The organism is Xanthomonas euvesicatoria pv. euvesicatoria (assembly GCF_020880415.1).
GTDB classification, from domain to species: domain Bacteria; phylum Pseudomonadota; class Gammaproteobacteria; order Xanthomonadales; family Xanthomonadaceae; genus Xanthomonas; species Xanthomonas euvesicatoria.
In genome coordinates, this window is record NZ_JAJIUJ010000020.1 from 43,599 (window position 1) to 69,525 (window position 25,927).

Annotated in this window: 20 protein-coding genes; 6 read left to right on the forward strand and 14 right to left on the reverse strand. The window is 65.6% G+C overall.

What is annotated here, in order from left to right; all coding sequences use genetic code 11:
- Positions 1-56 precede the first annotated feature (56 nt).
- The 7 genes from tagH to ecfK all read right to left on the reverse strand — a co-directional run bounded on the left by tagH (position 57) and on the right by ecfK (position 9,332).
- Positions 57-1,388 carry a type VI secretion system-associated FHA domain protein TagH gene (gene tagH / locus LN450_RS02610; RefSeq protein ID WP_011348996.1) on the reverse strand — a complete coding sequence of 444 codons (1,332 nt, stop codon included), beginning with the start codon at positions 1,386-1,388 and terminating at the stop codon, positions 57-59.
- Positions 1,389-1,707: 319 nt separating this feature from the next.
- Entirely contained in the window at positions 1,708-2,256 is a 549-nt protein-coding gene (locus LN450_RS02615; RefSeq protein ID WP_008573306.1) for a DUF6931 family protein, read from the reverse strand.
- Positions 2,253-4,220: a type VI secretion system Vgr family protein gene (locus tag LN450_RS02620; protein WP_008573304.1), complete on the reverse strand. Its 1,968-nt coding sequence runs from the start codon at positions 4,218-4,220 to the stop codon at positions 2,253-2,255. The genes LN450_RS02615 and LN450_RS02620 overlap by 4 nt, the downstream gene beginning before the upstream one ends.
- 149 nt (positions 4,221-4,369) lie before the next feature.
- Positions 4,370-5,701: a tetratricopeptide repeat protein gene (locus LN450_RS02625; RefSeq protein WP_011348998.1), complete on the reverse strand. Its 1,332-nt coding sequence runs from the start codon at positions 5,699-5,701 to the stop codon at positions 4,370-4,372.
- A 235-nt stretch (positions 5,702-5,936) separates the two neighbouring features.
- Positions 5,937-6,251: a PAAR domain-containing protein gene (locus LN450_RS02630; RefSeq protein ID WP_011348999.1), complete on the reverse strand. Its 315-nt coding sequence runs from the start codon at positions 6,249-6,251 to the stop codon at positions 5,937-5,939.
- 43 nt (positions 6,252-6,294) lie between these two features.
- Positions 6,295-8,814 (reverse strand): serine/threonine-protein kinase, encoded by a 2,520-nt coding sequence (locus LN450_RS02640; protein WP_041855093.1) that lies wholly within the window; start codon positions 8,812-8,814, stop codon positions 6,295-6,297.
- Positions 8,793-9,332 (reverse strand): ECF-type sigma factor EcfK, encoded by a 540-nt coding sequence (gene ecfK / locus LN450_RS02645; RefSeq protein WP_039419276.1) that lies wholly within the window; start codon positions 9,330-9,332, stop codon positions 8,793-8,795. Before ecfK ends, LN450_RS02640 begins: the two co-directional genes overlap by 22 nt.
- 349 nt (positions 9,333-9,681) lie before the next feature.
- On the opposite strand from ecfK, the gene LN450_RS02650 reads away from it, so the two are divergent.
- The 5 genes from LN450_RS02650 to LN450_RS02670 all read left to right on the forward strand — a co-directional run bounded on the left by LN450_RS02650 (position 9,682) and on the right by LN450_RS02670 (position 17,408).
- The gene (locus tag LN450_RS02650; RefSeq protein ID WP_011349002.1) at positions 9,682-10,209 is read left to right on the forward strand and encodes an RNA polymerase sigma factor; all 528 of its coding nucleotides are present in this window, start codon (positions 9,682-9,684) and stop codon (positions 10,207-10,209) included.
- Entirely contained in the window at positions 10,200-11,276 is a 1,077-nt protein-coding gene (locus tag LN450_RS02655) for a FecR family protein (protein WP_011349003.1), read from the forward strand. Before LN450_RS02650 ends, LN450_RS02655 begins: the two co-directional genes overlap by 10 nt.
- 458 nt (positions 11,277-11,734) lie before the next feature.
- Positions 11,735-14,626, forward strand: coding sequence for a TonB-dependent receptor (locus LN450_RS02660; protein ID WP_011349004.1), 2,892 nt, complete (start codon positions 11,735-11,737; stop codon positions 14,624-14,626).
- 103 nt (positions 14,627-14,729) lie between these two features.
- Positions 14,730-16,031: a histidine-type phosphatase gene (locus tag LN450_RS02665; RefSeq protein ID WP_011349005.1), complete on the forward strand. Its 1,302-nt coding sequence runs from the start codon at positions 14,730-14,732 to the stop codon at positions 16,029-16,031.
- A gap of 72 nt (positions 16,032-16,103) precedes the next feature.
- Positions 16,104-17,408, forward strand: a complete 1,305-nt coding sequence (locus LN450_RS02670) for a jacalin-like lectin (protein ID WP_011349006.1) — start codon at positions 16,104-16,106, stop codon at positions 17,406-17,408.
- Positions 17,409-18,025: 617 nt separating this feature from the next.
- Here LN450_RS02670 and LN450_RS02675 read toward each other — a convergent pair.
- From LN450_RS02675 to LN450_RS02690, 4 genes are all read right to left on the reverse strand, one after another.
- Positions 18,026-18,760, reverse strand: a complete 735-nt coding sequence (locus LN450_RS02675; protein ID WP_011349007.1) for a hypothetical protein — start codon at positions 18,758-18,760, stop codon at positions 18,026-18,028.
- Between the two features lie 60 nt (positions 18,761-18,820).
- Entirely contained in the window at positions 18,821-19,432 is a 612-nt protein-coding gene (locus LN450_RS02680) for a CPBP family intramembrane glutamic endopeptidase (protein WP_228892605.1), read from the reverse strand.
- Between the two features lie 99 nt (positions 19,433-19,531).
- Entirely contained in the window at positions 19,532-19,921 is a 390-nt protein-coding gene (locus LN450_RS02685; RefSeq protein ID WP_011349009.1) for a DUF4124 domain-containing protein, read from the reverse strand.
- A 530-nt stretch (positions 19,922-20,451) separates the two neighbouring features.
- On the reverse strand, positions 20,452-20,994 hold the full coding sequence (locus tag LN450_RS02690; RefSeq protein WP_011349011.1) for a hypothetical protein: 543 nt from the start codon (positions 20,992-20,994) through the stop codon (positions 20,452-20,454).
- Between the two features lie 117 nt (positions 20,995-21,111).
- On the opposite strand from LN450_RS02690, the gene LN450_RS02695 reads away from it, so the two are divergent.
- Positions 21,112-21,375, forward strand: a complete 264-nt coding sequence (locus tag LN450_RS02695; protein ID WP_039419229.1) for a hypothetical protein — start codon at positions 21,112-21,114, stop codon at positions 21,373-21,375.
- A 446-nt stretch (positions 21,376-21,821) separates the two neighbouring features.
- On the opposite strand, the gene LN450_RS02700 is transcribed toward LN450_RS02695, so the two are convergent.
- From LN450_RS02700 to tssH, 3 genes are all read right to left on the reverse strand, one after another.
- Positions 21,822-22,316, reverse strand: coding sequence for a hypothetical protein (locus LN450_RS02700; RefSeq protein WP_126952868.1), 495 nt, complete (start codon positions 22,314-22,316; stop codon positions 21,822-21,824).
- Positions 22,317-22,448: 132 nt separating this feature from the next.
- A complete protein-coding gene (locus LN450_RS02705) occupies positions 22,449-22,946 on the reverse strand; it encodes a hypothetical protein (protein WP_011349013.1) in 498 nt (165 codons plus the stop codon).
- A 213-nt stretch (positions 22,947-23,159) separates the two neighbouring features.
- Positions 23,160-25,922 (reverse strand): type VI secretion system ATPase TssH, encoded by a 2,763-nt coding sequence (tssH, locus tag LN450_RS02710; protein ID WP_011349014.1) that lies wholly within the window; start codon positions 25,920-25,922, stop codon positions 23,160-23,162.
- Between the last annotated feature and the right edge of the window lie 5 nt (positions 25,923-25,927).

The window sequence follows — 25,927 nt, forward strand, 5'->3', positions numbered from 1 at the left end:
CGCTGGCAACGCCGCCGGTGTGCCCGTGCAGACGGCACGCGATTGGATGAAGCGTTCTAGATCCCGCGCCCCGCCGGCTGCCGCCGTGCCGATTTCAGGCGCGCCAGTTGCGCTTCGTAGGCACGCGCGAACTCATCGCCGAACAGGCGACGGAAGCATTCGTCCGGGTCGCTGCGTAGCTGCTCGAAGTTGTCGCGGTAACGCTCCCAGTAACGCCCCTTGCCACCGAAACTCAGGCGCTTGCCGCCGGCGTCGGCTTCCTGCTCCAGGCGGTCCGGGCTGAAGTGGAACAGCATGGCGTCGAAGGCTGCGCGCATGCCGGCCAGCATCGCCATCTGATGGCAGCGGATATCGTCGAAGGCATCTTCGAACGCTGGCACGCCGGACAGAAACGACGCGCTTGGCGGTGCGAGCAACTTCTGCAGCGCATCTTCGGCGGTGGCGGCGAACTTGAGCGGATTGTTCTCCGAGCGCTGGATCACCGTGACCGGCAGCCGGAAGGTGTTCTTGATCTCCGCGCGTGCACGCAGCACGTCCATGACGCCGTCGACCACGATGGCGAAGATGCGATCCAGCTCCGGCGGCACCGTCGTTGCCGCCGATGCTGCGGCTGCAACCGGCGCCGCCGGCGACGTGAATGGCGAAACCACCGGCGCGGCCATGGGCGATACCGCAGGCAATGGCGCGGGTGGCGCAAAATCGCCAAGCGTCATGTCCCAGTTTTCCGGCAAGGTGGCACGTGCATCGGGACTGGCCGGCGGACGGAAATGGTCGTGGCGGGCGTTGCTCTGATTCCACGCGCTGGGGCTGGCATCGCGCGCCGGCGCAGGCAACGGGTCGAGCAGGCGCAACGGATCCAGCTCGCGGGATGCGCCGCTCAGCAGCAATTCGTCCAACACTGCGTCCACCGCAGGCCGCGCCGCAGGCGGCGTGCCGAACTCCAGCAGCTCGAAGCCCGCTGTGGCGGAGGGGGCACGCAGCGTCGACGGCGGTGGCGCAACCTGGGTGCGGTCGTCCATCGCATCTGGCAGCGGGTCGAACACCGGTGTTGCCGGCGATGCTGCGGCCAGCGATTGCACCTGCACCTGGATCTCGAAGCTGTCCAGCTGCAGGCGGTCGCCATCGCTGAGCGCGGACGGGTCCGCACGCGTCAGCGCAGTGCCGTTGAGCGACATGCCGTTGGTGCTGCGGTCTTCGATGAAATACATCCCGTTGAGGAAGCGCACCACCGCATGCGTGCGCGAGACACCGGGCGCGGCCAGGACCCAATCGCTTTCGTCGGAGCGGCCGATGCTGCCGCCGGTGCCGGCAAAGCGCTTCTGCGCGCTGGCGCCGAACTGCGCGGCCTGCGCGCCGCTGACGGTGAGGATCAACTGCGAACTGGACACGCCATGGACTCCTGCATACGGTGATCGGAAGGTGCGACTGGCATGCGTGTATGTCGGCAGAAAACGCTGCGTGCGTCATTGCCGGTGGAGGGCATGCGGCAAACGGATATCGCCTGCGCTGGAGCACAGTCGCAAATGCTGATCGCCGTGCGCCCCCGCGCTGTCGGTTCGGCACCAAGGCTTCTTCTGGTGCTGCAGCTTGGCGTGTGTGCCGCATCCAACCATGCTTTGGAACACCAGCTGCGTCTCGCGCAGTTGGCGCCGATGCCGTGCCCACGATGTGCCGCGCGCGGATCGCCACTCCGACAATTAGTCAACTTCATGGCGCCCCCACACTGGTCAGCAACTCCATGGCATGCGCTGCATAGCCGCTGCGCCGCGCCTCCAGCTGCGCCGGCTCACGCGCGGCCAGCAAGGTGATGGCCGCGGCCACCGCGCGCGCCGTGAGATGGTCGGCCGGCGGCACCGGCGTGGTCTGTTGCGGCGGCGCCAGGCTGCCGCCGGACCAGGCCACTGCCGCAGCCAGCCACGCGCCCAGCGAGACATAATCGCCGGCATGCGCAAATGCCTGCGCGGCGCGACGATGCGCCTCGCTGGGCTCGCGCACCCACTTCTCGGCCAGTGCCGCGCCGGCGCGGTCTTCCTCGTCCAGGGTTTCGCCGCGCACGCATTGGCACAGCCAGGCCACCGCGTAGCGCTTGGGCAGCAGGCGCGCGAGCAGCTTGATGGCATCTTCGCCATGACCGCTGGCCAGCAGCGCGCTGACCGCCGCCTGCGGCGTGATCGGCGTACTAAGCTGTGCGCAGGCCGGCGCAGACAGCTGCATCTGCGCACAGGCCTGCGCCAGCGAGAGCGTGGGCGCGCTCATCCGATCATGATCAGGCCGCCGCCGACCTGCACCAAGGCGTCGGCCTTGATGCTGACCAGCGGGCCCTTGAGCGTGGCCGAGGCACCGGCTTCGGCGCTGAGCATGCCGCCGGAGGTCAGTTTGAGCGTGGCATCGCCAGCCACCTCGGTGGCCGGCGATTTGGCCTGCAGCTGTGCATTGGCCAACAGCTTGATGGCGGTGGAGGTGATCTTGGCCTCCGAGCTGGCATCGACCAGGATCTTGATGCCGCTCAACACGATCTCGCCGTTGTGTTTCATCACCAGCCGCGCGCTGCCGGTCACCAACTCGATCTCTTCGCCGGCTTTCAGCAGCAGCTTCTTGCCGACCTCCACGCTGTCGTTGTTGTCGATCCGCGCACGACGGTCGTGCTTGACCGCCAGGACCCGATCGTTGTCGATGGTACTGGTGTGGTCGTGCTGCACCTCTTCGCGCAAATCGCGCTGCGCGCGCAGGTAGAGTTCTTCCGCGCCGGCCTTGTCGTCGAAACGCAACTCGTTGAAATCGGCAGCGCCGCCCAGCAGGCTGCGGCTGCGCACGCCGCTTTGGGTCTTGTTATCGGGCAAGGAAAACGGCGGCGCATGGTCGCCGTTGTAGACGCTGCCCACGATCAACGGGCGGTCCGGGTCGCCTTCCAGAAAGCTCACCACCACTTCCTGCCCCACGCGCGGCAGGCTCATTGCGCCCCAGCCCTTGCCCGCCCACATCGAAGCCACACGCACCCAGCACGACGGCGCGGCATGCGGGCGTGCCGCAGTGGCCCAGTGAAAGGTCACCTGCACGCGGCCATGCGCATCCACCGCAATGTCCTCGTCGGTGTCGCCGGTCACCACCGCCGTCTGCAGGCCGGCAATGGTTGGCGTTGCGGTGCGTTGCAGGCTACGGAACGGCAGCCGGCTTTCCATCACCTGCACGCTGCTGGAAAACGGCGGCTCGCCGCTGCCGTGTTCGGGCGCGGCCAGCGTGGTGTGCGCCGACAGCACCAGATATTCCTGATTGAGTTCGGCGCGCGGGAACCCGCGCAAGCGAAACAAGGCACCGACCATCAGGCCGCAGGCATTGGTGGTGGCTGCATGGCTGGCGCGCTGCACGTTGTGCGCCTCGGTGCGCACCTGCATGTAGCGACGACCGTCGGCCTGCACGGTATGCGCGCCGGGGTAGTCGAAGGCGATCAGACCATCGACGGTGTGCAACTGTTCGCCGCCGGCATCGGCATCGGCGGCCAGCGATGCACGCGGCTGCAGCGGGTCGTAGTCGGTGCTGCCATGCTGGCTGGAATGCACGCCGCGCGCACTGCGCCAATGGCTCACCACCGAGCGCATCAGGCGCCGGTCATCGGTTCCCGGCGGCACATAGGGCAGGCTGTCCACGCCGTTTTTCGTTGCATGCGCACCCAGTGCATCGGCCAGCACCAACGTATGCGCACTGCGGGTGTGGGTGAAGTAGTAGTAGATGCCTTCGCGTTCCAGCAGCCGGCTGATGAAGCTGAAATCGTCCTCGCGGTATTGCACGCAGTAGGTGCGCTTGGCGTACTGCGCGCTCAACTGCTGCTGCACATCGCCGTAGCCGATCTCGCCCAGCACGCTGGTGACGATCTCCGGCACGCTCATGTCCTGATAGATGCGGCAATCGCGGCGCTGGGTCAGCAGCCATGGTTTGGGCACCACCTGCAGTTCAAGCACGGCGTAATCGAGCGCATCGACCACGGCGTAGCCGTTGTGCGCGCAACTGGCCACCATGCCGTGATACCAGCGCTGTTCGCCCTCGCCATCGGCCAGCTGCACCGCCACTGGCGTGCCAAGCAGATCACGCAGGTTGGGCTGCAGTTCGGTGCACAACGCATCGATGCGGTAGTCGAACAGCTGCCCCAACGCTTCGCTGGCCTGCATGCGATGCAGCAGCAGGCGCTCGCCAAGGTCGGAGTGCAGCGTGATGGTGCGCGGCATCGAAGCATCCACAGGTGATGGGGCAACGCACGTTGCGCTGACCGACGGCGCCGCGTTGCGCCCGCGCGTGCAACGTCAGGCGGCTAAAGGCACGGCAACTGTCACGCGCATGCTCACATGCGTGCGTGCAGCAAAGCCGACATTTCGTCTCAGGCTGGCCCAGGCGTGCGCGCGGTCACGACCCAGCCGTGCACCGGCTGGCCACGTTCGCTGCGCAGCACGTCCAGTTCCAACGCGATCGGCTGCAAACCGGCGCCTTGCAATGCGGCGCGCACGTGCGCATGGCTGTGCCGATAGCGCCCGCTGGCATCGAGTTCGACCCGGTCGTCCGGCTCGTCCAGCGCTTCGACCGTGAAACCCAGCACGCCCCCTGGCGTGAGCGCGCCGGCAGCGGCAGCGAGCACCGGCTGCAGCGCGCCGAAGTACACCAAGGTGTCGGCCGAGCCGATCACATCCCACTGCGCGTGCTGCGCGTGCAGGTATGCGGTGAGTTCGGCGACCTCCAGCCGATCGTAGCCACCGCGTTGGCGTGCCTTGGCGACCATGCCAGGCGACAGGTCCACGCCCACCAGTTGATGTGCATACGGGCGCCACAGCGGCGCACACAGCCCGGTGCCGCAGCCGGCATCGAGCATGCGCAGGCCCGCATGCGGTGGCGCAAGGCAGGCCGCCAGTGCCTTGGTCAGCCGTTGCGGCGCGCGGTACTCCAGGTGATGCAGCAACTGTTCGTCGAAACTGTCGGCAAAGCCATCGAACAGTTCACGCACATAGGTATCGCCGGCACGCGGCGGCGGTTCGGCGCCGCCACAGGCCGCCAGCATATGCGTTGCCACCGGGTTGCCCGGCTCAAGCGTGAGCCAGTCGCGATACACCGTTTGCGCCTGCGCATGCTCGCCCAACAGGTAGAGCCCGGTGCCCAGCGCCTCGCGGGCGTGCAGGTGGTCCGGTGCCAGCGTGCAGGCCTGCTGCAGGCACTGCACCGATTGCTGCAGATGCTCGGCGGCCTGCGCGTTGTTGCGCAGGAACAGGCCGAGCAGGTAATGCGCATGCGCGGACTGCGGATAGGTGTGCAACAGCGCCGCGTAGGTGACGAAGGCTTCTTCGCTGCGCCGCTGCGCTTCCAGCACCGCTGCCAGATTCGCCAGCGCGTCGGCATGTGCAGGCGCCAGCGCCAGTGCGCGGCGATAGCAGTGTTCGGCATCGCGCAGGCGGCCGCATTCGCGGTGCACGTTGCCCAGGTTGTTGCAGGCATCCGGTTGCGCGGGCGCCAGCGTCAACGCCTGGGTGATGGAGGCCACCGCCGCGGCGCTGTTGCCGCGCTGATGCAACAGGATGCCCTGGTAATGCAGCGCGTCGGCGTGCGCGGGCTGATCGTCCAGCAGCTGCGTGTACAGCTGCGCGGCATGTTCGAGTTGGCCACTGCGGTGCGCGGCGATCGCCTGCTGCAGTGGCTCGGTAAGTGGCTGTGGCGCAGTTTGCATGAGCTTCTCCAAGGACACGGCAACCGGTGGTGCGGGTACGAATGTGAGCGCGGAATGGCAGGGCGTCATGTCTGCAACGAGCCGCCAACAGCACGACCGTGGTGCCGATGCGCCGGGGCGGCCACCGCCTGGCATCGCCGCGGGCGCCGGCAGGCTTGAGTACCGGCGCATGCGCGCCACGGGCAGACAACTGGCGGCGGCCTGCCACCGGCCACCAGCCGCCGCCACGCAGTACTCACCCGATCAACACGGTGAAGCAGCCCAGGGTGATCACCCCGCCATGCGCGGTGCTGTCGCCCAGTCGCGCGGCAGGCTGACCTGCGATCAACACGGTCGGTGCGCCGGCCACGATGCTGTCCGGCGGGCCGACGCATACGGCCATGTCGCCCCGCCGCGCCGCCGGCAGGCCGCCGATCAATACCGTTGGCGCGCCGGGGCTGACGATCGGCCCGCCCACATGCGGCACCACCCCGGTCACCATGGGGCAGACATGCAAATCGGTCAGGCGCGCAGCAGGTTGCATCGGCACGCTTCGGTCGTTGCCATGCACGGCACTATCCCGCCAGGCCGCAGCGGTCACCCGACAATTCGTCTCAGCGCTGCGCCACCGAGGTGGTGGTCTGTGCCTCGCTGGTATCCACCGGCGGCGTCGCCAACGCCAGGGTCTGGCGCGCCGCGCGCAGGGGCTGGTCTGCATTGCCGAAAATGCCGGTAAGAATCTGCAATGCCTGCTGCGCGTGGTCGCGCGCGGCCACGGTCTGGCCCAGCCTGCGCTCGGCTTCGGACATGCCGCGCAGGATCTCGGCCGTTTGCGGATGCGCGCGCCCCAGCACACGCTCCGAGGCAGCAAGCGCGGCGCGCTGTTCGGCCAGCGATGCTTCCACCTGGCCGTCGTCCAGCAGCCAGAACGCATGGTTGCTGCGATAGGCGATGGTGGCCGGTGCATCGTTGCCGAAGGCCGCGCGTGCGCGCTCCAGCGTCCTGCGGTAGTACGGCCCGGCTTCGGCCAGCTTGCCCTGCTGGCGCAACGCGCCGGCCAGGTTGCCTTCGACCATCAAGGTGTCGGCGGCACTCTCGCCATACAACGCGCGTGCGACCTGCAGCAGCGGGACGAGTTCGGCTTCGGCACCGGCAAAGTCGCGCTGCATCAGCAGGAACACTGCCAGGCTGTTGCGCATCGACACCACCAATGGATGCTCGGGCCCGTGCATGGCCATGCGCTCGCGCAACAGGCTGCGCTGCAAGGCGATCGCCGGTACCAGCTGGCCGTTATCGGCCAGCATGGCGGCGTAGCTGTTGCCGGCGTCGATACGCTGGTCCGCGCTGCTGGAGGCATTGGCCAGCGCGGCGACATAGGCATGCCGGCTCTCTGCCAACGCATCGCGCATGCGGCCCTGTTCGCGCAGGGCCCACGCCAACCAGGCACGCAGCTCGTTGCCCATGGCCTGCTGTTGCGCATCGCCGCGTGCTGCCTGCGCAATGCCCTGGCGCAAGACGCGCTCGGCATCGCCTGGTTTGCCGTCGCCAGTGAGCGCCTGGCCCAGCATGGACGTGGCCTTCAAGGCCGGCAGGCTGCCCGCACCGGCAGTCTGCTGCGCCAGGGTCTGTGCGATGCGCAGATGCTCCACGGCCTGCGCAAAATTGGCCAGCGCAATGAGCGTGCGGCCCAGCGTCAGTTCCACCTGGGTGCGCGCATCGGGCTGGTCGGCCAGTTCGCGCGCCGCACGCTGCGAGGCCTGCTGCAGCACGCGCAGCATCAGGGTCTTGTCCAGGTCGCGCGCCACGCCAGGGTCCACGCTGGACAACACCGAACTCATGAAATCGCCGGTGACCTGCGCACGTTGCGCATCGCGCGCGGCCTGCTGCAGCGACCACAGCGTGGCCCCCAGCCCGGCGACCACGGCAACCGCAGCGAGGCCGGCGGCGGCGACGCCGCTGCGATGGCGCTGGGTGAACTTGCGCAGCCGCAGCCAGCGGCTCGCCTGCAGGGCGCGCGGCGGGTAGCCGTCCAGCCAGCGATGCAGATCGTCCAGCAATGCGGACACCGATGCGTAGCGCGCGCCCGGCTGCGGCTCCAGCGCGCGCAATACGATCGCATCCAGCCCGTCGCGCAGGTGCTCGTGTAGTTTCTGGTAGGTGGTCGCGCGCGCCGCGCAGATGCGTGCACGCGCATCGGCCGGCACTGTTGCCAGCCGCTGCGACGGCGGCTGCGGCACCCCGTCGCGCCCGGCCACCGGCGCCAGCCCGCAACTCAATTCGTAGAACATCGCTCCCAAGGCATAGATATCGCTGCGTGCATCCACATCCGGCGCGCCGCGTGCCTGCTCCGGGCTCATGTAACCCGGCGTGCCGCGATCGTGCGCGTAGGTCATCCCCGGGTTGGTCGCATCGATGGCGATGCCGAAGTCGATCACCCCTGGCATCGGCCGCCCGTCGATCTCGCTGACCAGTACGTTGCTGGGTTTGAGATCGCGATGGATCACGCCCTTCTGATGCGCGTGCTGGACCGCCTCGCTGACACGCAGCATCACCAACACGCGCGCATGCAGCGACAGGCGGTGTTGGTCGCACCACCAGGTGATCGGCTCGCCGCGCAGGTATTCCATCACCAGGTACGGCTGGCCGTGGGCATCGGTGCCCACGTCGTGGATCTGCGCGATCGCCGGGTGCACCATCTGCGCCAGCAGCCGGCACTCGAATTCGAACAGTGCACGGCCCTGCGCATCCAGCGCATCGGCGGCCACCAGCTTGATCGCCACCTCGCGCTCGTACGCGCCATCGGCACGGTGGCCCAGATACACCTGGCCCATGCCGCCGGCGCCGATCAGGCGATCGATCGCCCAGGCACCGAAGCGCGTGCCGGCCGGCAGTTCCGGTAACGGCGCACGCAATGCGGCGGCGGCCTGTTTCAACGGCGCCCGCACGCGCAAGGTGGCCTGCGATTCCACTGCCAGCATCGCCAGCAATTGGTCGCGCACGCTGGCGTCGTCGCCGGCCTGCGCGCGCGCAAATGCCTCGCGCTCGGCGGCAGGCAACTGGCAGGCCTGATGAAACAAGGCTTCCAGACGTTGCCACGCGGTGGCGGCCAGGCTCACAGCTGCGCCGCCAGCCACACCCTGGCAAAGCGCAGATCGCGCTCCAGCGTCGGCACCGACACCTCCAGCTGTTCGGCGGCCTCGGCCACGCTGAAGCCCACCAGCTCGGTCAATGCGAATGCACGGGCCTTGCGCTCGTCCACCTGGGCCAGCTTGTCGAAGGCATCGGCCACCAGCATCAATGCCTCCGGCCGTGCGGCGCCGTCGGACAGGCTGAGGGTCAGCGTCACCGCCTGCCCCAACCGTTTGGCGCTGGCCTGCTGGCGCGCCAGATCCACCAACAGGTGGCGCATCTGCAGCGCAGCCACCGAATAGAAGTGCGCCCGCGAACGAAAACCCTGCTGGCCCTGTTCCAGCCGCATCCAAGCCTCGTGCACCAGCTCGGTCGCCTGCAAGCCAGCGCGCCCGTCGCGACGCAGCTCGCGCATGGCGGTGGCGCGCAACACGTCATAGACCTGGCGCGCCAAGGCGTCGCCCGCGCCGGGTTCGTCGCGCTGCCAGGCCTGCAATAACTCGGTGATCGGCAGCTCGGACATCCAAGCCCATCTCGCCTGCGTGGACACGCAGTATCCCGCATTGGCACCGACGCGGAACACGCCACCGGTAATCATTCGGCCCCAATCACCGTGCCCCGACAGCGCGGAGCAGCCCAGGCAGGTAGCGAGGGTGCCGCCGGCAGCCGGGTCCGCCTCAGGTACGCCCAGCCTGTCCCCGGCAGGGCGCGGCCCCAGGACGCGGCGGTCTCGGATCGCGGCGGCTGCATGGGCAGGCACGGGCCTGGTGCCGGTCGTGCGTGCCCGCCGCCACGTCATCGGCAGCCAACGCGTCACTGCCACGTCATACGACGCCGCTAGCCTACGCCCCTGCAATCGGCCGGAGGTCGGGGTGTCGGCACATCCAAAGCGCGCCTGGGCACGTCTGTTCACCGAGCATGGCCCGGTGCTGCGTGGCTTCTTCGTGCGCCGCGGGGCGAACGAGGACGCCGAAGACCTGGTCCAGGAAACCTATCTGCGCCTGCTGCGTGCGCATCAGCAGCCGGGCCAGGCCATCGCCAACCCGGAAGCGTATCTGTACACGGTGGCGGTCAATCTGGCGCGCGAGCAGGCGGTGCGGCGCAAGCAGGCGCCGCTGCGTATCGAGGACATGGAACGGTTCGCGCAACGGCTGGTGGCCGGTGACGATGTCGAAGACAGCGCCCAGCGGCAACAGCGCCAGCAACGCCTGCAGACCGTGCTGGCGGGACTGCCCGAACGCGTGCGCGCGGTGCTGGTGATGCAGTACCGCGATGGCCTGAGCTACAAGCAGATCGCCGAACGCCTGGGTGTGTCTTCGCACATGGTCAAGAAATACGTGGTGCGTGGCCTGTCGGCCTGTCGACAGGCCTTGGCCGACGAGGGAGCGCAATGGTGGTGAGCGTCGCGTCGCTGGCGGCGCGCCGCCTGACCGAGGAAGCGGCGCACTGGCATGCGCTGCAACGCATGCAGCCGCTGGATGCAGACCAGCAGGCGCGCTTCATGGATTGGCTGACCGCCTCGCCGGCGCATGTGCGCGAATACCTGGCAGTGACGCAGGTGGCCGGTGCGCTCGGTGAGGCGTTGGATGCGATGGCGCTGGATGTCGACACGCTGCTGCAGGCCGACCGCCAACACGACACCGGGACGGCGCGCAACGTGATCGCACTGCCGTTGCCGCCACGGCGCACCGTTGCTGCAAGGGGAACCGCTCGCTCGCAGTCGGCGGCACGCCGGCCGCACTGGCATGTCGGTCTGGCCGCCATGCTCGGTCTGCTGACGGTGCTCGGCAGCTGGGCCTGGCCGCGCACCTCGACCTATGCGACGGCGCATGGCGAACAACGCCGCGTGCAACTGGCCGACCGCAGCGTGGTGTTCCTCAATGCGGACACGCGCATCCAGGCCACCATGACGCCGTGGTCGCGCCGCCTGCAGTTGCTGCAGGGCCAGGCCAGCTTCGCTGTCGCAGCGGACCGGCGCCCGCTGCAGGTCCGGGCGCTGGACCTGCGCGTGGAAGACATCGGCACCGCGTTCGACATTGCGCTGCATGGGCAGCAGGCACGCATCGACGTGTCTGCCGGTCGCGTGCATGTCTGGCGTGCCGACCGCCCGGCGCAGCCGATGCTGGCCAATCTTGGCGCAGGACAAAGCGCGCGCATCGACGAGGCCGGCCAGGTCGCATTGAGCAATGAAGATGTCGCCACCATGCATGCATGGCAGCAGCAGCGCATCGTGTTTCGCGACGAGCCGTTGCGCAACGTGGCCGAAGACTTCAATCGCCTCAATCGCATCCAGCTGCACATCGACGATGCGCGCGCCGGCGCAATGCGCCTGACCGGCAATCTGCGTAGCGACGACCTCGCCGGCCTGCGCGCGTTTCTCGCACAGCAGCCCGGCCTGCGGCTCGAACAACACGCCGATGCGCTGCACATCGTCGGCGGTGCACCACCGGCGACCACCAACTGGTAGCGCACACGGCCGACGCGACCGACCCGCTGGCGCTAACGTGCGCGCAGAAATCGCACGGCAGGCACCACGGCATTGCCCGACGTGTGCTTGCCATTGGCCGGCACGCCGCGGTGTCGCACGGCCATGCCTGTTTGCATCGGGTATTGGCGCCGACGCATCTGCGCAGCGAATGGCTGGCATCCGGATCGGCGTATTCGATCTAGGCGCACGCGTTGCGCCGCATGGTGCCGCGTAACGCAACGATCGATGCGATCGGCGATCGGAGGGGCAACGTGCTTTCCCGTACACCACCGGCCTGCGCGCAGCCACGGCACGCGCACGCCATCGCCCTTGCACGTGTCACAGAAAATTCATCGAAAAACGGTGCCCGACTCGGCTCGTCGCACCTCGTAGAGGGGTAGTCGCCGCAGCGATCCGCGTGGATCGGTGCGACGCCCCTCTCCCTCTGCCTGGAAGTAATGATGCGCTGCTGCCTGTTCCTGTCCGTTGCCCTCGCCCTGCATGCCGGCGCTGCCGGCGCCCAGACGCCACCCGTCGCAGTCGACGCCATTCCCGCACAACCGCTAGCGCGCGCGCTCAATACGCTGTCGCGCCAGACCGGCCTGCAGTTCGTCTATGCGGCCAGCGTTGGCGCCGAGCAGCAGAGTCGCGGCACCAGTGCCGGCGCCGCGCCAGAGCAGGCCTTGCAGCAACTGCTGCAAGGCACCGGATTGCGCTATCGCTACCTGACGCCGACCACGGTGACCATCGAGCCGGCCGAGACGTTGAGCGATGCGCCGGCGGCAACGCCATCTGCCGCAGCCACCACCGCCACCCCGGCCGCCGCCGGCGCACCGGTGCGCGAACTGGACAGCATCCAGGTGCTGGGCAGCTATGCCGGCAGCCTCAGTGCCGCGCTGCGCGAGAAGCGCTATGCCGACAGCGTGGTGGACGTGATCGCCGCCGAAGACATCGGCAAGCTGCCGGCGCAGAACGTGGCCGAAGCCCTGCAGCGCGTGCCAGGCGTGTCGATCGTGCGCGACCGCGGCGAAGGCGTGTACGTGCGCGTGCGCGGCCTGGGCCCCAACTTCCAGGTGACCACGCTCAACGGCCAGACCATGGCGGTCAACGAGAACGTGCGCACCTCCGGCCAGACCGGCCGCCAGTTTCGCTATGACACCTTGCCGGCGGAACTGGTCTCCGGCCTGGACGTGATCAAGAGCCCCACCGCCGATCTGGACGAAGGCGCCATCGGCGGCATCGTCAATGTGCGCACCTTCCGCCCGCTGGAATTGGGCAAGACCTTGCTCAACACCTCGCTGGAATCCAGCCAGGCGCAACGCACGCATGCCAACGACCCGCGCGTGTCCGGCCTGTTCAACTGGGTCAATGCCGAGGGCACCTTCGGCATGCTGGTGTCCGGTGCGTATGCCCAGCGCAGCCTGCGCCAGGACCGCGTCAACGAAGTGAGCTGGGATTACTACCCCAACGGCGTGCCGGGTGCGCCGGGTGCGTCCTACCTGCCCACCGGCCTGCGCCCGACGCTGGAACTGGAACAGCGCGAGCGCACCGGCGTGGCCGCCTCGCTGCAATGGCGCCCCAGCGCCGCCTGGGAAACCAATCTGGACCTGCTGTATGCCAAGCAGACGGTGCACTACGACGAATACAGCCTGGGCGTGGGCTTCGACGGCGTTGCCAAGATGAGCAACCTGCAAGTGGACCATGGCGGCGTGACCGGCTTCGACTATCGCAATGGCCAGGTGCAGGTCTCGCGCGAAACCTCCGGCATCACCGACGACAACCGCAGCGCGCGCCTGTCCAGCACCTGGAACGGCGATCTGTGGACGCTCGGTGCGGTGGCCTTCCATTCGCAGGCACACAGCTACGACTCCGACCCGATCCGCCGCACGCGCCTGCGCAGCGCCAGCAACCTGTCGATGCGCGTGGAGATGCCGCAGGCCGACGACGACAACGTACCGAACTGGAGCTTCACCAATGGCTTTGATCCGACCAACCCGGCCAGCGTCAGCGGGCGCCGGCTTGAATGGCGGCAGATCGATGCGCGCGACAAGGAAGACGCACTGCAGCTGGACGCCAAGCGCACGCTCGGCGATGGCTGGCTGCGCGACATCAAGTTCGGCGCCAAGTATCGCGAGCGCTCGCGCACTTACGACCGTGCCGACCTGCTGCTCAACCGCATCGCCGGCGTGCGCTTTCCGGGCAGCTATTTCACCGCGCTGCCGGTGAGCGACATGCTGGTCGACGGCAAGGGCCAGCTGCCACGGCAATGGCTGGCGCCGATCGAGGCGCCGTTCTGGGGCGACTGGCCCACCGCCGCCGACCTCAGCGGCACGCCCAATAGTGCCGACCTGCAGAATTCCTACGAGGTGCGCGAGAAGATCGGCTCGGCGTATGCGATGACCGACTTCGGCGGCGCGCTGGCCGGGCGCGATCTGCGCGGCAATCTCGGCGTGCGCTTGGTGCATACCGAGCAAACCACCGACGGCCATGCCGATCTCGACGGCGCCGCCCAGCCGGTACATTTCGAGCGCAGCTATACCAATGCGTTGCCCTCGTTCAACGCCGCCTGGGACGTGCGCGAGGACATGGTGCTGCGGACCTCCGCAGCCAAGGTGATCACCCGCCCTGATCTCACCGACCTGTCGTCCAAGCTCACCTTCAACTCCAGTGGCGAAGTACTGACCGCCAGCGGCGGCAACCCGGCGCTACGGCCGTTCGAGGCCTGGCAGTACGACCTGACCTTCGAGTGGTACATCGACGGCACCTCGGCGCTGACCGGTGGCGTGTTCTACAAGGACATCTCCAGCTTCATCCAGACCCAGCTGTCCTACCTGGACTACCAGGGCCAGACCTATCTGCTCTCGTCCAAGACCAACGGCAGCCAGGCCAGCGTCAAGGGCGTGGAGCTGGCCTACCAGCAGGTGTTCACCGGCCTGCCGGCGCCGCTGGACGGCCTGGGCATGCAGCTCAACTACACCTTCACCGACAGCCAGGCGACCTACCGCGACGGCACACGCCGCTTCACCGACAGCCTGGAAGGCGTGGCCAGGAACACCTACAACGCCGTGCTGTTCTACGAGAAGGGCCCGCTGATGGCGCGCGCCAGCTACAGCTGGAGCGACAACATCGTCAACGCGGTGGGCACGGCCAATGTCGCCACGCTCAACAGCGATGCCTTCGGCAGTCTGGACGCGAACGTGGCCTGGAAGGTCAACGACACCCTGTCGGTGTTCGTCAACGCCATCAACCTCACCGGCCAGGTGCAGCGGCAATACGTCGGCGATCACCTGTTCGGCGGCTACACCGATTACGGCCGGACCTGGTCGCTGGGTCTGCGCGCGCGGTTCTAAGCGCGCCTGCATGCTTCGCTGGCGGTCGTCGCCCTCGCGCGCGGCCGTCACTGTGCTGCGCCGTTCTTTTCGCCCCACCGTTTCATTCGCACTGGATTTTCCGATGCTTCTGCGTTTCTGCCGCCGCGCCACCGCCCTGCTCGGGTTCGCGCTCGTACCGCTCTGCCCTGCCCACGCCACCGACGCGGCGCCCGACACGCTGGAAAAGGTGGTGATCCTCAAACGCCATGGCGTGCGTGCGGCGATGTCCAGCCCCGAACAGCTGGGCCGCTATTCGCTGCATCCATGGCCACATTTTGCCGTGCCGGCTGGTCATCTCACCGCCAACGGCGCGCAGCTGGAGCGCCTGTTCGGCGACTACTACCGCGCCCGCTACACCGCGCTTGGTCTGTTGAACGGTGATGGCTGCAGCCAGGCTTATTACTGGGCAAACCGCACCCAACGCACCATTGCCTCGGCGCAAGCGTTGGCCAGCACGCTGACGCCTGGTTGTGCCAACCCGGTGCACGGCGTGCCGGCTGGCAGCTCCGATGTGTTGTTCGATGGCACCGCTGCGCTGCGTCGACCCGAAGCGCGTGCGCGCATGCAGGCCGCCATCGCCGGCCGCATCGGCGGCGATGCGCAGGCCTGGAACGCCGCCCAGGCCGATGCGATCGCCACGCTCGAACACCTGCTGCTGCAATGCGCGCAACGGCCATGTCCCGCCCAGGCCGCGCCTGGCAAGCTGCGCCTGACCACGGTACCGGCCGGGCTGGACGATGCCGGCCCGTCGATTCCCGGTATCGATGGACCTGCCGCAGCCGCCTCAGGCATCACCGAAAGCCTGCTGATGGGCTGGGCCGATGGACAGGACTTCGCTGCACTCGGTTGGCAAGGCCTGGACGAAGCAACGCTGCTGCGCGTGTTCGCCCCGCATCAGGCCGAATTCGCGCTGCGTCTGCGTGCGCCGACCGTCGCGCGTCTGGCCAGCACGCCATTGGCCGCACGCTTGCTGGCAACCCTGCAGCAAGGTAGCGATGCAGCCTCCTCTGCCGACGCCATCGGCGGCGCTGCGCGCCTGGTGGTGGTGTCCGGCCACGACGGCACCCTGACCCTGCTGGCCGGCATGCTCGATCTGCACTGGCAGTTGCCCGGCTACCAACCGGACCAGACCGTTCCCGGTGGCGCGCTCGTGTTCGAGCGCTGGCGGCGTGCCGACGGTGAGCGCGTCCTCCGCCTGCGCTACACCGCGCAGAGCCTGACGCAGCTGCGCGAACGCGTGCCATTGACGCTGCAGGCACCGCCGCCGAGCGCGGCCATCTTCATTCCCGGCTGCAGCACCGCCACGCCGGCGTACGACTGCCCACTGCCGCAGTTCGCCCGCATCGTCCAGGCCGCACTCGACCCGCTCGCCATGGACCACTGATCCCCCTCCACGCGACGCGCTGGGCCCAACGCGTCGCGTCCATCCGCTGTTCCCCAACCGCACGAGGTCATCATGCTTCAGCATCTGCGTTCTCTGCTCAGCGTCGGAATCGGTCTAACCCTGGCCTGCGCCGGTGTCGCCCACGCCCAATCCAGCGTCGGCGTCCTCGACGTGCTCACCTACAACGTCGCTGGCCTGCCGGAAGGCATCTCCAGCGGCAATCCCGCGACCAATACGCCGCTGTTGGCACCGAAACTGGCGCCGTATGCGCTGGTCCACGTGCAGGAAGACTTCAACTACCACGCGGCGCTCTACGCCGGCGACAACCATCCCTACCGCACGCCCACCAGTGGCGGCGCCGCCATCGGCGATGGCCTCAACACGCTGAGCAACTATCCCTTCAACGACTTCACCCGGGTCACATGGGACAAGTGCAACGGCACCGACTGCCTCACGCCGAAGGGCTTCAGCTACATGCAGCTGCGGCTGGACAACGGCGTGCTGCTGGACGTCTACAACGCCCATCCAAATGCCGGTACCGAAACTGCCGACCTGGCCGCCCGCCGCGCCAACATCAGCCAGTTGTCGCAATTCATCGGCACCTGGTCGGCCGGCAACGCGGTGTTGGTGATGATGGACTCCAACACCCGCTACACCCGCAGCGACGACAACATCCGCGAACTGATCGCCAGCAACAACCTGATCGATCCGTGGGTGGAACTGATCAAGGGCACCGCCCCGGCCGCCGGCGCCGCGCCGCTGCTGTGCGGCACGCCGCCGACCAACACCTGCGAGGTGGTGGACAAGATCCTGTACCGCGCCGCGCCGCAGCTGACCCTGGCCGCCAATCGCTACCAGCTCGACCCAGGCGGCTTCTACGACAGCGCCGGCAAGCCGCTGTCGGATCACTATCCGCTGTACACGCAGTTCGGCTGGGCGGTGGGCACCGACGTGCGCACCAGCGACAGCTTCGGCGGACCGCATGGCGTACCGTTCAACGACGTGGCCGGCGGCGCGCACCAGCGCCAGCTGCGCAGTGTCACCCTGCGCGGTGCCGAACGCCTGGATGCAGTGGCCGCCAGCCTGGACAACGGCGCCACGCTCGCCCACGGCGGCAGCGGCGGCACCGCCACCACCCTGGCCCTGCGCAGCGGCGAAACGCTGACCGCGGCCACCGTCACGCTCGGCCAGTACAACGGCCGCACCCGGCTGTTCTCGCTCAGCCTGACCACCAACCAGGGCCGCAGCATCGCCGCCGGCACCCCGACCAGCGAGCGCTACACCCTCACTGCTCCCACCGGCTGGCATATCGCCGGCTTCACCGGCCGCGCCGGCGATGCCATCGACAAGCTGGGTGTGATCTACCGGAAGGATTGAGCGAACGGTTCTACCACTGCAACGGAGCGGCGTCGGTCTGGCGCCGCTTTTCTTGTCTGCGGCAATCATGACGAGGCTTCGGCCAGCATCCTCGCAGCGCGCGATGGCGTACTTCTGCAACGTTCCGCAATTGCCTAGCACCCAAAGTCCCGTACTCCATGCGTGCACGGGCTTTCAACTTCGCGCGGTTCCGGGGCCACATCCAAGATCAAACAGCACCGCAGATGCCGGCGCTTTCGGGACAGATCCGCGCTGACGCTCGGCAGTAGTTGCGCGGCAAGGTAACGGGTTTCAGCCGGTTGCGAAGATCGAGAATGGTGGTTCTGTCTGCAGCGGACTCCAGGTCATCACGCTAGACAAGACGCTCTAGTGCGATCAGCCGCAGCATTGCGGCGATGGACGATCGGGAACGGCATGACTGCGTATTGGCAAGAATCCAACGATGAACTCGATTGTCCATCCTTCGCGGGCTGAAGTGGCGATACTGATGTGAGTACCAGCGCGCGCGGCTGCAAGCGCCCACTTTCTTGCGCATCACCTTGATCAACCACGAGCGACGCTCCGTGCGACGCCGCGCGCAAGGGTTTCCCTGCGCGCAGCATGGCAGGCCATCGCGCTCAACGCTTTGCCGCCTCGCAGAGCTTGCGATTGAACCAGGTGGACCTGGCAATGGGGAGGTACGCATCCCAGTCGCTTGGCGGTAGCATCGTGCTGTCCTTGTCCATCTCCGCCTGGAACGAGGCCTCGTCGCGGCTGCGACCGGCCATGGTCTGATCAAGCGCCTTCAGGCACTCCTGCGGACGGTTCAGGCGCAGCAGGGTGAGCGCGCGGTCGTTGGCGAAGCGGTCGCGATCGAGCCAGTTGAAAAACTCGCCGCACTCGCCCGCGAACGCCTGCATGCCGGCGAGTGCTTCGGCATAGCGCTTGCCGCGATAGTCGCGCAGGTACGCCTCACGTCGTCGGCTGCTGGCCGCGGAGGTGCAGCCGGCAGGCAACTTCAGATAGTCGCCTTCGAAGCTGGCGCGCATGCCGCAGTAGTCGCGGCAACTGTCTTGCGTCAGTGCGGCGATGCTGAAGCCACCGGCCACCGGCTTGAACGCGAGCTTGCAAGGCGTGTCGCTGGCATCGCGCACTTCCGCCTTGTCGCCTTGCAGCGTGCCCTCCAGCGAACAGGTGTGGCCGTTGGCGCCCACGGCGAGAATCTCGAAGTGGCGCGCTCCACCCTTTTCGCTGACCTGCAGGCTGCCCCAACCTTGCTTGGTGCCGTATTCGCCGGGCGTCGGGCCGGCCGCCATCGCGCCGAACGCCGCCAGCCACACCAGCATCCCGCTCCATCCATATCGTCGTGCCATTGCTTCGTCCCGTGTTCGGTTAAGCGACAAGTGTGCGGCATCGCGGCTACGCCAGACCACTCAGGTGTAGGCCATCAAGCCCAGCAAATCCAGCGCGCCATGCGCCAGGATCGCCGGCCACAGCCGCCCGCGTCGGGCCACCCACCAGCCCAGGATCAGCCCGAACATCAAGATATTAATGGCACCAATCGGACCCTGATACAGGTGATACGAGGCGCGGACCGCCACGCTGACATTCACCGCAACTGCAGGGCCATAGCGCGGCTCCAGCGCGCGGATCACGTAACCGCACACAAATACTTCCTCGAAGATCGGATTGATCAGCGAGATCGCCAGCACAGCCGCGATCGATAGCCGCCCGACGACCATCGCATCGAATGGATTCGTGTTGCTCCCCGAACTCCAGTTCAACAGCGTCAGTGGATAGGTGAGCAACAGACACACCGCCAGCAAGCCGAGTCCCGCCGCCAAGTCGCGTAGTTGCCACTGTAGCCCGAGCGACTGCGGCCTCCATCCGCGGAACCACAGCACTGGCAGCAAGATCGCCAGAACGAGCAGTTCGTAGACCACCATGCCCCACAGGCTAGCGTCGGAGAAGACCGGCTCTATGGCATCGCGCGCCACCGCCGAAAGGCTGGACCAGATCAGCAGACCGAAGGCGATCGTCACCACGATCAGCAACTCGCACCATTTGGAAAAAGCCCCTTCACGTCCTTGCATCGATCTTCCTTGCCGTGCCTTGATTGCAGATGCGCGACTTGAACACCCTTGCTAGCGACAGGCCTGCACGACCGCTCGCTCAAGAGCCTGCATGAAATCCGGATCGCCACGCATCGTAGGATCGGCGCGGGCGCTGTCGCGCACATGGGTGGCGCGCGTACACGCCTCCGGGCTCGGCTGGCGCTCGTAGCTGATCAGGCGTAAGCCCAGGTTTGACTCCTGGCCCGTGGCAGACGCCGTGTTCGGGCCTGCCTGCGTCGCCGCAACCGTTGCGGTCGGAGCCGGCCCGGCTTGCTTGTTCCAACGCTTCTGCTCGGCGCCGTCGGCGCACGGCGTGGACTGGTAAACGGTCCCCAGCTTTGCATCGCTGCACTTGTAGGCCGACTGCGCCGCTGCCGGTAACGACAACACGCACATCACCACCGCAAGACTTATTTTCATTTACGCCTCCCCCCAAACGGCATAGCTTACCGATAGCGGAGAACGAAGCGTTGTCTCTTGGCGCACGCGTTCTCTTCTTCAGTGACGAAGACGGGTAAAGCGCGCTTGGCGGCTTGTTACAGACCGGCTTGGACCGGCTTGGACCGCCATGAACCCGGCACATTGCCGATGGCAGCGCCAAGCAGACGCACAGTGCTCGCTGACCGATGTCGCATGCCCCGTTCTTTGCGCCGGACAGAACTCCAGCCGGCAATGGAAGCGTAAAGAACTGCAGGTACCGCCGAGGTGCAAGCACAGCGGGCGTTGATGCATCTTTTTGCGGGCATTGGGCGGCTCGTCGGCACCTCAAGTCGCATTCGACCGATAAGTTAACCTGACCCGGTTACCCGGATATCTGCTGCGCCGATCCATCCAGATGGTGATGTCGATAACACGCTGCCTGCAGCTGCTCGACAAACATCGCCACACCCCATCAGCGCAGGTCCAACACCCGCCGCGCCGCAATGACGTGGCGGGTGCCTGGATGCGAATCAGGCCTCCAGCAGCGGCGACGGCGCGGCGCTCCCGTCGTCCTGTGCAATCAGGAAGGCCGCCCCGGCGCTGGTCGAGGCCACGTAGGCCAGCACGTCCATCGTCGTCTGGTAAGCCCAGATCGCGAAACTGGTGATCAGCTCTGCCGCCACCGTCGCACCGGCGCTCGCCGCACCGCCCAGCACCTTGGTGAGGATGGTGACCAGCGCCATCGACAGGGCCCACCACCCGGCCATGCTCAGCACCAGCCGCAGCAACGGCATGAACACGCCGGCCTCGTACACGGCCACCAATACCGTCAGCAGCGCGCCGGCCGACGCGGTCCGGTTGTTGCCGACCGTGGCGACCAACCCATTGATCGCGCGCATGACGCTGGGATAGCCCACGAGCAACCGGTAGACGCCAGGGCCGAGCCTGTCGGCATTGCCGATCAACGGCCCCAGACCAATCGCCAGGAAGCATCCGCCGGTCAGATCCCAGATCACCTTGACCAGCGCCAGATTTAGATCCTCGGGACGACCGGTGTCGGGTTGGCTTCGCACGTGAACCTGCGCCCGTTCGTTCGGGTGACATCACCGGAAAGCACCCCGATCGTGCCCGGACGGAGTGCTGAACGTTCGTGATCAGTTCTGCCCGGCCGAGCCATTCTGACGCCGTCCGTGATCGTGCCGATCGCCCTTTGGACCTCCACGCACTTCCGGTTTGGTCCGGCTGTCATGATTGCCCTGGTGATCGCGGCCCGTCAGGGCTTTGCGTGCTGCCCCTTTTTCGCGTCCCTGTGCGGCAAGCGCGGATTTCTGGACAACCACGCTCTGCTGCGCCACTACCGTTGCGCCATCACATTTGCGATGACGCTGGTCGGATGGATTCACCGGCTTCGTTACCAATCCCAAGGCGGGCTTCTTGCAGACGCTGCATACTAGTTCAACCATAAATCACCTCGTATTTTGTGAGAGATCCCGGAAGCAGCTGAAAATGGCGGAGTCGCACCGGAGACAAGAAATGTCGGCCATCCGCTTGACGTTCGCGACATTCATCTGCTCAATACACAGGACGCATATCAAATGACGAATGCGGCACTTTTATGCGACCTAATGACCTCCGCCCCTCTGTCGGACGTAAATATTTCCAGTCAATTACCTGTACCCCTTTTGCTCCGATCAGCACCTTCGGTGCACCCAACGCGATCATCGGCCCACCGACATGCGGCACCATCCAGTCGCCACTCGGGCGGATGCACATCGGTCAGGGGGTCGCGGGGTGGAGTTGCTCTCCGTAACATCGCGCTCGTGGAGAAAGTGAACCCGACCCCGTTACCCTCGTTACCAAACCTGATCCCGTTACCAACTTTTATTGTAATTTCAATTTGCTAATTCATTGAATGGTAAGTAAAAGCACCATTATTCATCTCAAAAATCCACGCCTTTTGCTCCGCGTCAATTACAGGGTGGGCGAAAGGTCCTACACTCATGTAAGTATTGACACCCAGCCCCTGCCGCCAATCATCCACGCCTCCACCGAAATATAAAATTGGCAGATTTACCTGAAATCCAGCGGAAGCCATCATCGCATTGAACTGAACTACATCGTATTGCGCACCCGATGCAAACATAGAGAAGTGAGCGCCGCGCAGTCTATCATTATCTATTATCTGCAACGCGCCCAGACATGAATCGACTTTCGAGAAAGCAATCACCCGCGAAGCGGCGTACTCCCATTCACGGATGATGGAAATTCGACGGGGGTCGGTTTCCTTGACGCTTCGAAGGCCACCTTTTGCACAGCGGTCGCTTGGATTATCTCCTGGATCAGCCGAATTGCGTATTGCGCGCGACACCTCATACTCGTGTTCAGAGGCTCCCATTCATCACCTCAGCAAGACTGTAAAACTACTTGAATAAATCAAATTAAGTTGTGGCAACTTTAAATCACGATCCATGCGTCGCATAACTTCCGTAGTGCTGTATGCAAATTATCTGAGCCTGAGGCACGATATCTAGCTCAGATCCGGAGCCTCCCAGTTCACCACTGTATCTGTGTGGTAGTGGGAGTACAGAGCTTGCACGGTATCAAGCGTCGTCTTGCAATCGAAACAGCACGGCTTCGAGATTCCCATATGCACGCCCTTTGCCGAGTAGCTACTGGCTTTAATCTCCTCCAAAACCTGCATCTCGGCATGCATACCACCCTGGCCACGCTCGACGATGGCGTATGTAAAATCGAACCCCAGCTCCTGCGCCAGCTCTTCCATATGCCAGTCGTCGAGTCGACGGCTGTTGGCCGCCACTAGCCATTCGTCGTTAATGACCGCCAGTGCAACGCAATCCATTTGAATCAGTCCTTGGGAAACTTTTGTCTGCGAAGTTCGTCCAGAGTAGCTAATTGCTAGTAAAAAACTTGCAGCCTTGTCTAGGTCGTTTATCTCCGAGCGCCGGAGCGCATGGTAGCCCTTATCCTTGCGGTTAACTCGCTTACGCAATGCTTTTGGCATCATTAAACTCCTCTACACCGTTACCTTCCCGCAACAGTGAAATTGGCGATTTTCTTGAATATCGAAAAATTAAACCAATGCATGATTTTAAATAGGATTGAAACCGCTACTTCTCAAGGTGTCGTAGTCAGTCATACACCCCCCCACTCATGGCCCGGCCTTCCCGTCGCCACTAATTTTCTATTAACCACTAAATCCAGCATAAAATTTTCGAAATCAGAGAAACGAATAAACCAATGCAGACTCTTCAGCACGAATATCAACGCGTTCAGTCCGTTCCCGATTCACTACCCCACGCAGAAATTTGCGACTGATCTCCGGCAACATCGAATTCGTCAAAATCGCATCGATCATCCGCCCACCCGATTCGCTCTCGGTACACCGGCTCACCACCAGCTCAACAACTGAATCGTCGTACTCGAACGGAATCTTGTAGCGCTCCTCGATGCGCTTCTTGATGCGATTCAACTGCAACCGCACGATCTGGCCGAGCATGTCGTTGCTCAGCGGGTAATACGGAATCGCCACCAGCCGCCCGATCAATGCCGGCGGAAATACCTTCAACAACGGCTCGCGGATGGCCTTGGCCATGGCTTCCGGGTCGGGTATCAGTTCCGGGTCCTTGCACAGGCTGGCGATCAGGTCGGTGCCGGCGTTGCTGGTCAGGATGATCAAGGTGTTGCGGAAGTCGATGCGGCGGCCTTCGCCGTCTTCCATCCAGCCCTTGTCGAAGACCTGGAAGAACAGTTCGTGCACGTCCGAGTGGGCTTTTTCCACTTCGTCCAGCAACACGACCGAGTACGGCTTGCGTCGCACCGCTTCGGTGAGCACGCCGCCTTCGCCGTAGCCCACATAGCCCGGCGGTGCACCCTTGAGCGAGGAGACGGTATGCGCTTCCTGGTACTCGCTCATGTTGATGGTGATCAGATTTTGTTCGCCGCCGTACAAGGTTTCGGCCAGCGCGAGTGCGGTTTCGGTCTTGCCCACGCCGGAGGTGCCGGCCAGCAGGAACACGCCGATCGGTTTGTCCGGGTTGTCCAGACCGGCGCGGCTGGTCTGGATACGCTTGGCGATCATCTCCATGGCATGGTCTTGGCCGATCACGCGCTTGGCCAGCAGGTCGGGCAGGCGCAGCACGGTGTCGATCTCGTTGCGCGCCATGCGCCCGACTGGGATGCCGGTCCAGTCGGCGACCACGGCGGCAACCGCTTGGTAATCGACGGTGGGCAGGATCAGCGGCGATTCGCCTTGTAATGCTGCCAGTTCGGCCTGCACCAACTGCAGGCGCGCTAACAGCGTGTCGCGATCAACTTGCACCGGTGCGTCGAGCACGGCAGTGTCGCCAGACGCCGACTGCGCCACAGCGGCATCTGCGTCGGTGTCGGCCTCTGCTTCCAACGCACTGCCGGTGCCTTCCACCGATGAATTACCGCTACGCAGTTGTGCGCGCAACGACAACAGCTCGTCCACCAATGCCTTCTCGCCAACCCAGCGCTGGTCCAGCTCGCGCAGGCGGCTATGCTCGCTTTGCAGCAGGTTGGCGCAAGCGGCAGCACGCTCCTCCACCACGATACCAATCGCACGCTCGCGTTCGATGATGGCGTGTTCGGTCTCCAGCGATTCGATGCGGCGGCGACTGTCGTCCACTTCCGCAGGCGTAGCGTGCAGGCTCACCGCCACGCGCGCGCAGGCGGTGTCGAGTAGGCTCACCGATTTGTCCGGCAGCTGCCGCGCCGGGATGTAGCGGTGACTGAGCTTGACCGCCGCTTCCAGCGCTTCGTCCAGGATCTGCACACGGTGGTGCTGTTCCATCATCGAAGCGACGCCGCGCATCATGCGCACTGCCTTGGCTTCGTCCGGCTCGTCCACCTGCACGGCCTGGAAGCGCCGCGTCAGCGCGGGGTCTTTTTCGATGTACTTCTTGTACTCGGCAAACGTGGTCGCCCCCACGGTGCGCAAGGTGCCACGCGCCAGTGCGGGCTTGAGCAGGTTGGCCGCATCGCCGGTACCGGCCGCGCCACCGGCGCCGACCAGGGTGTGGGTTTCGTCGACAAACAAAATGATCGGCTTGGGGCTGGCCTGCACTTCGTCGATGACTGCGCGCAGGCGTTGCTCGAATTCGCCCTTCATGCTGGCGCCGGCCTGCAGCAGGCCCACATCCAGCGTGCGCAGCTGCACGTCCTTCAACGCGGGTGGCACATCGCCGCGCGCGATGCGTTGCGCGAAGCCTTCCACCACCGCGGTCTTGCCGACACCGGTCTCGCCAACCAGGATCGGGTTGTTCTGGCGGCGGCGCATCAGGATATCGACCACCTGGCGGATCTCGTCGTCGCGGCCGATGATCGGGTCCAGCTTGCCCTCGCGTGCTTGTGCGGTGAGGTCGGTGGTGAATTTCTTCAGTGCTTCCTGCTTTCCCAGTGCGGCCGGCGCGATGGCGCCGCTAGCCTCCCCAGGTGCAGCGGTCTGACCGAGTGAGAAACCATCGCTGGGCAGCAAACCATCTTCCGGGGAGCCGGCCACGATCCGCGCAAAGTCTTCGCTGAGTACCGCGGGCTTGAGCTTGTCGAACTCCTTGGAGATCGCCAGTAATGCATTACGCAAACCGCGCACGCTCAGAATGCCAACCACCAGATAGCCGGTGCGCACCTGCGCTTCACCAAAACTCAGTGAGGCATACACCCAACCGCGCTCCACCGCTTCTTCGACATTGGCCGACAGGTCGGTGACGGCAGTGGAACCGCGCGGCAAGGCGTCCAGGGCCGACGTGACATCACGCGCCAGCGTGGAGGGGTTGAGTTGAAAGTGTTTGATGACGCGATGCAGGTCCGAGTCCTGCAGCTGCAGCAACTGATGCAGCCAATGCACCAGCTCCACATACGGGTTGCCGCGCAGCTTGCAGAACACGGTGGCGCTCTCGATACCGCGGTAGGCCAGCGGATTGAGCTTGCCGAACAGGGCACTGCGGGAGATCTCGGCCATGGTGC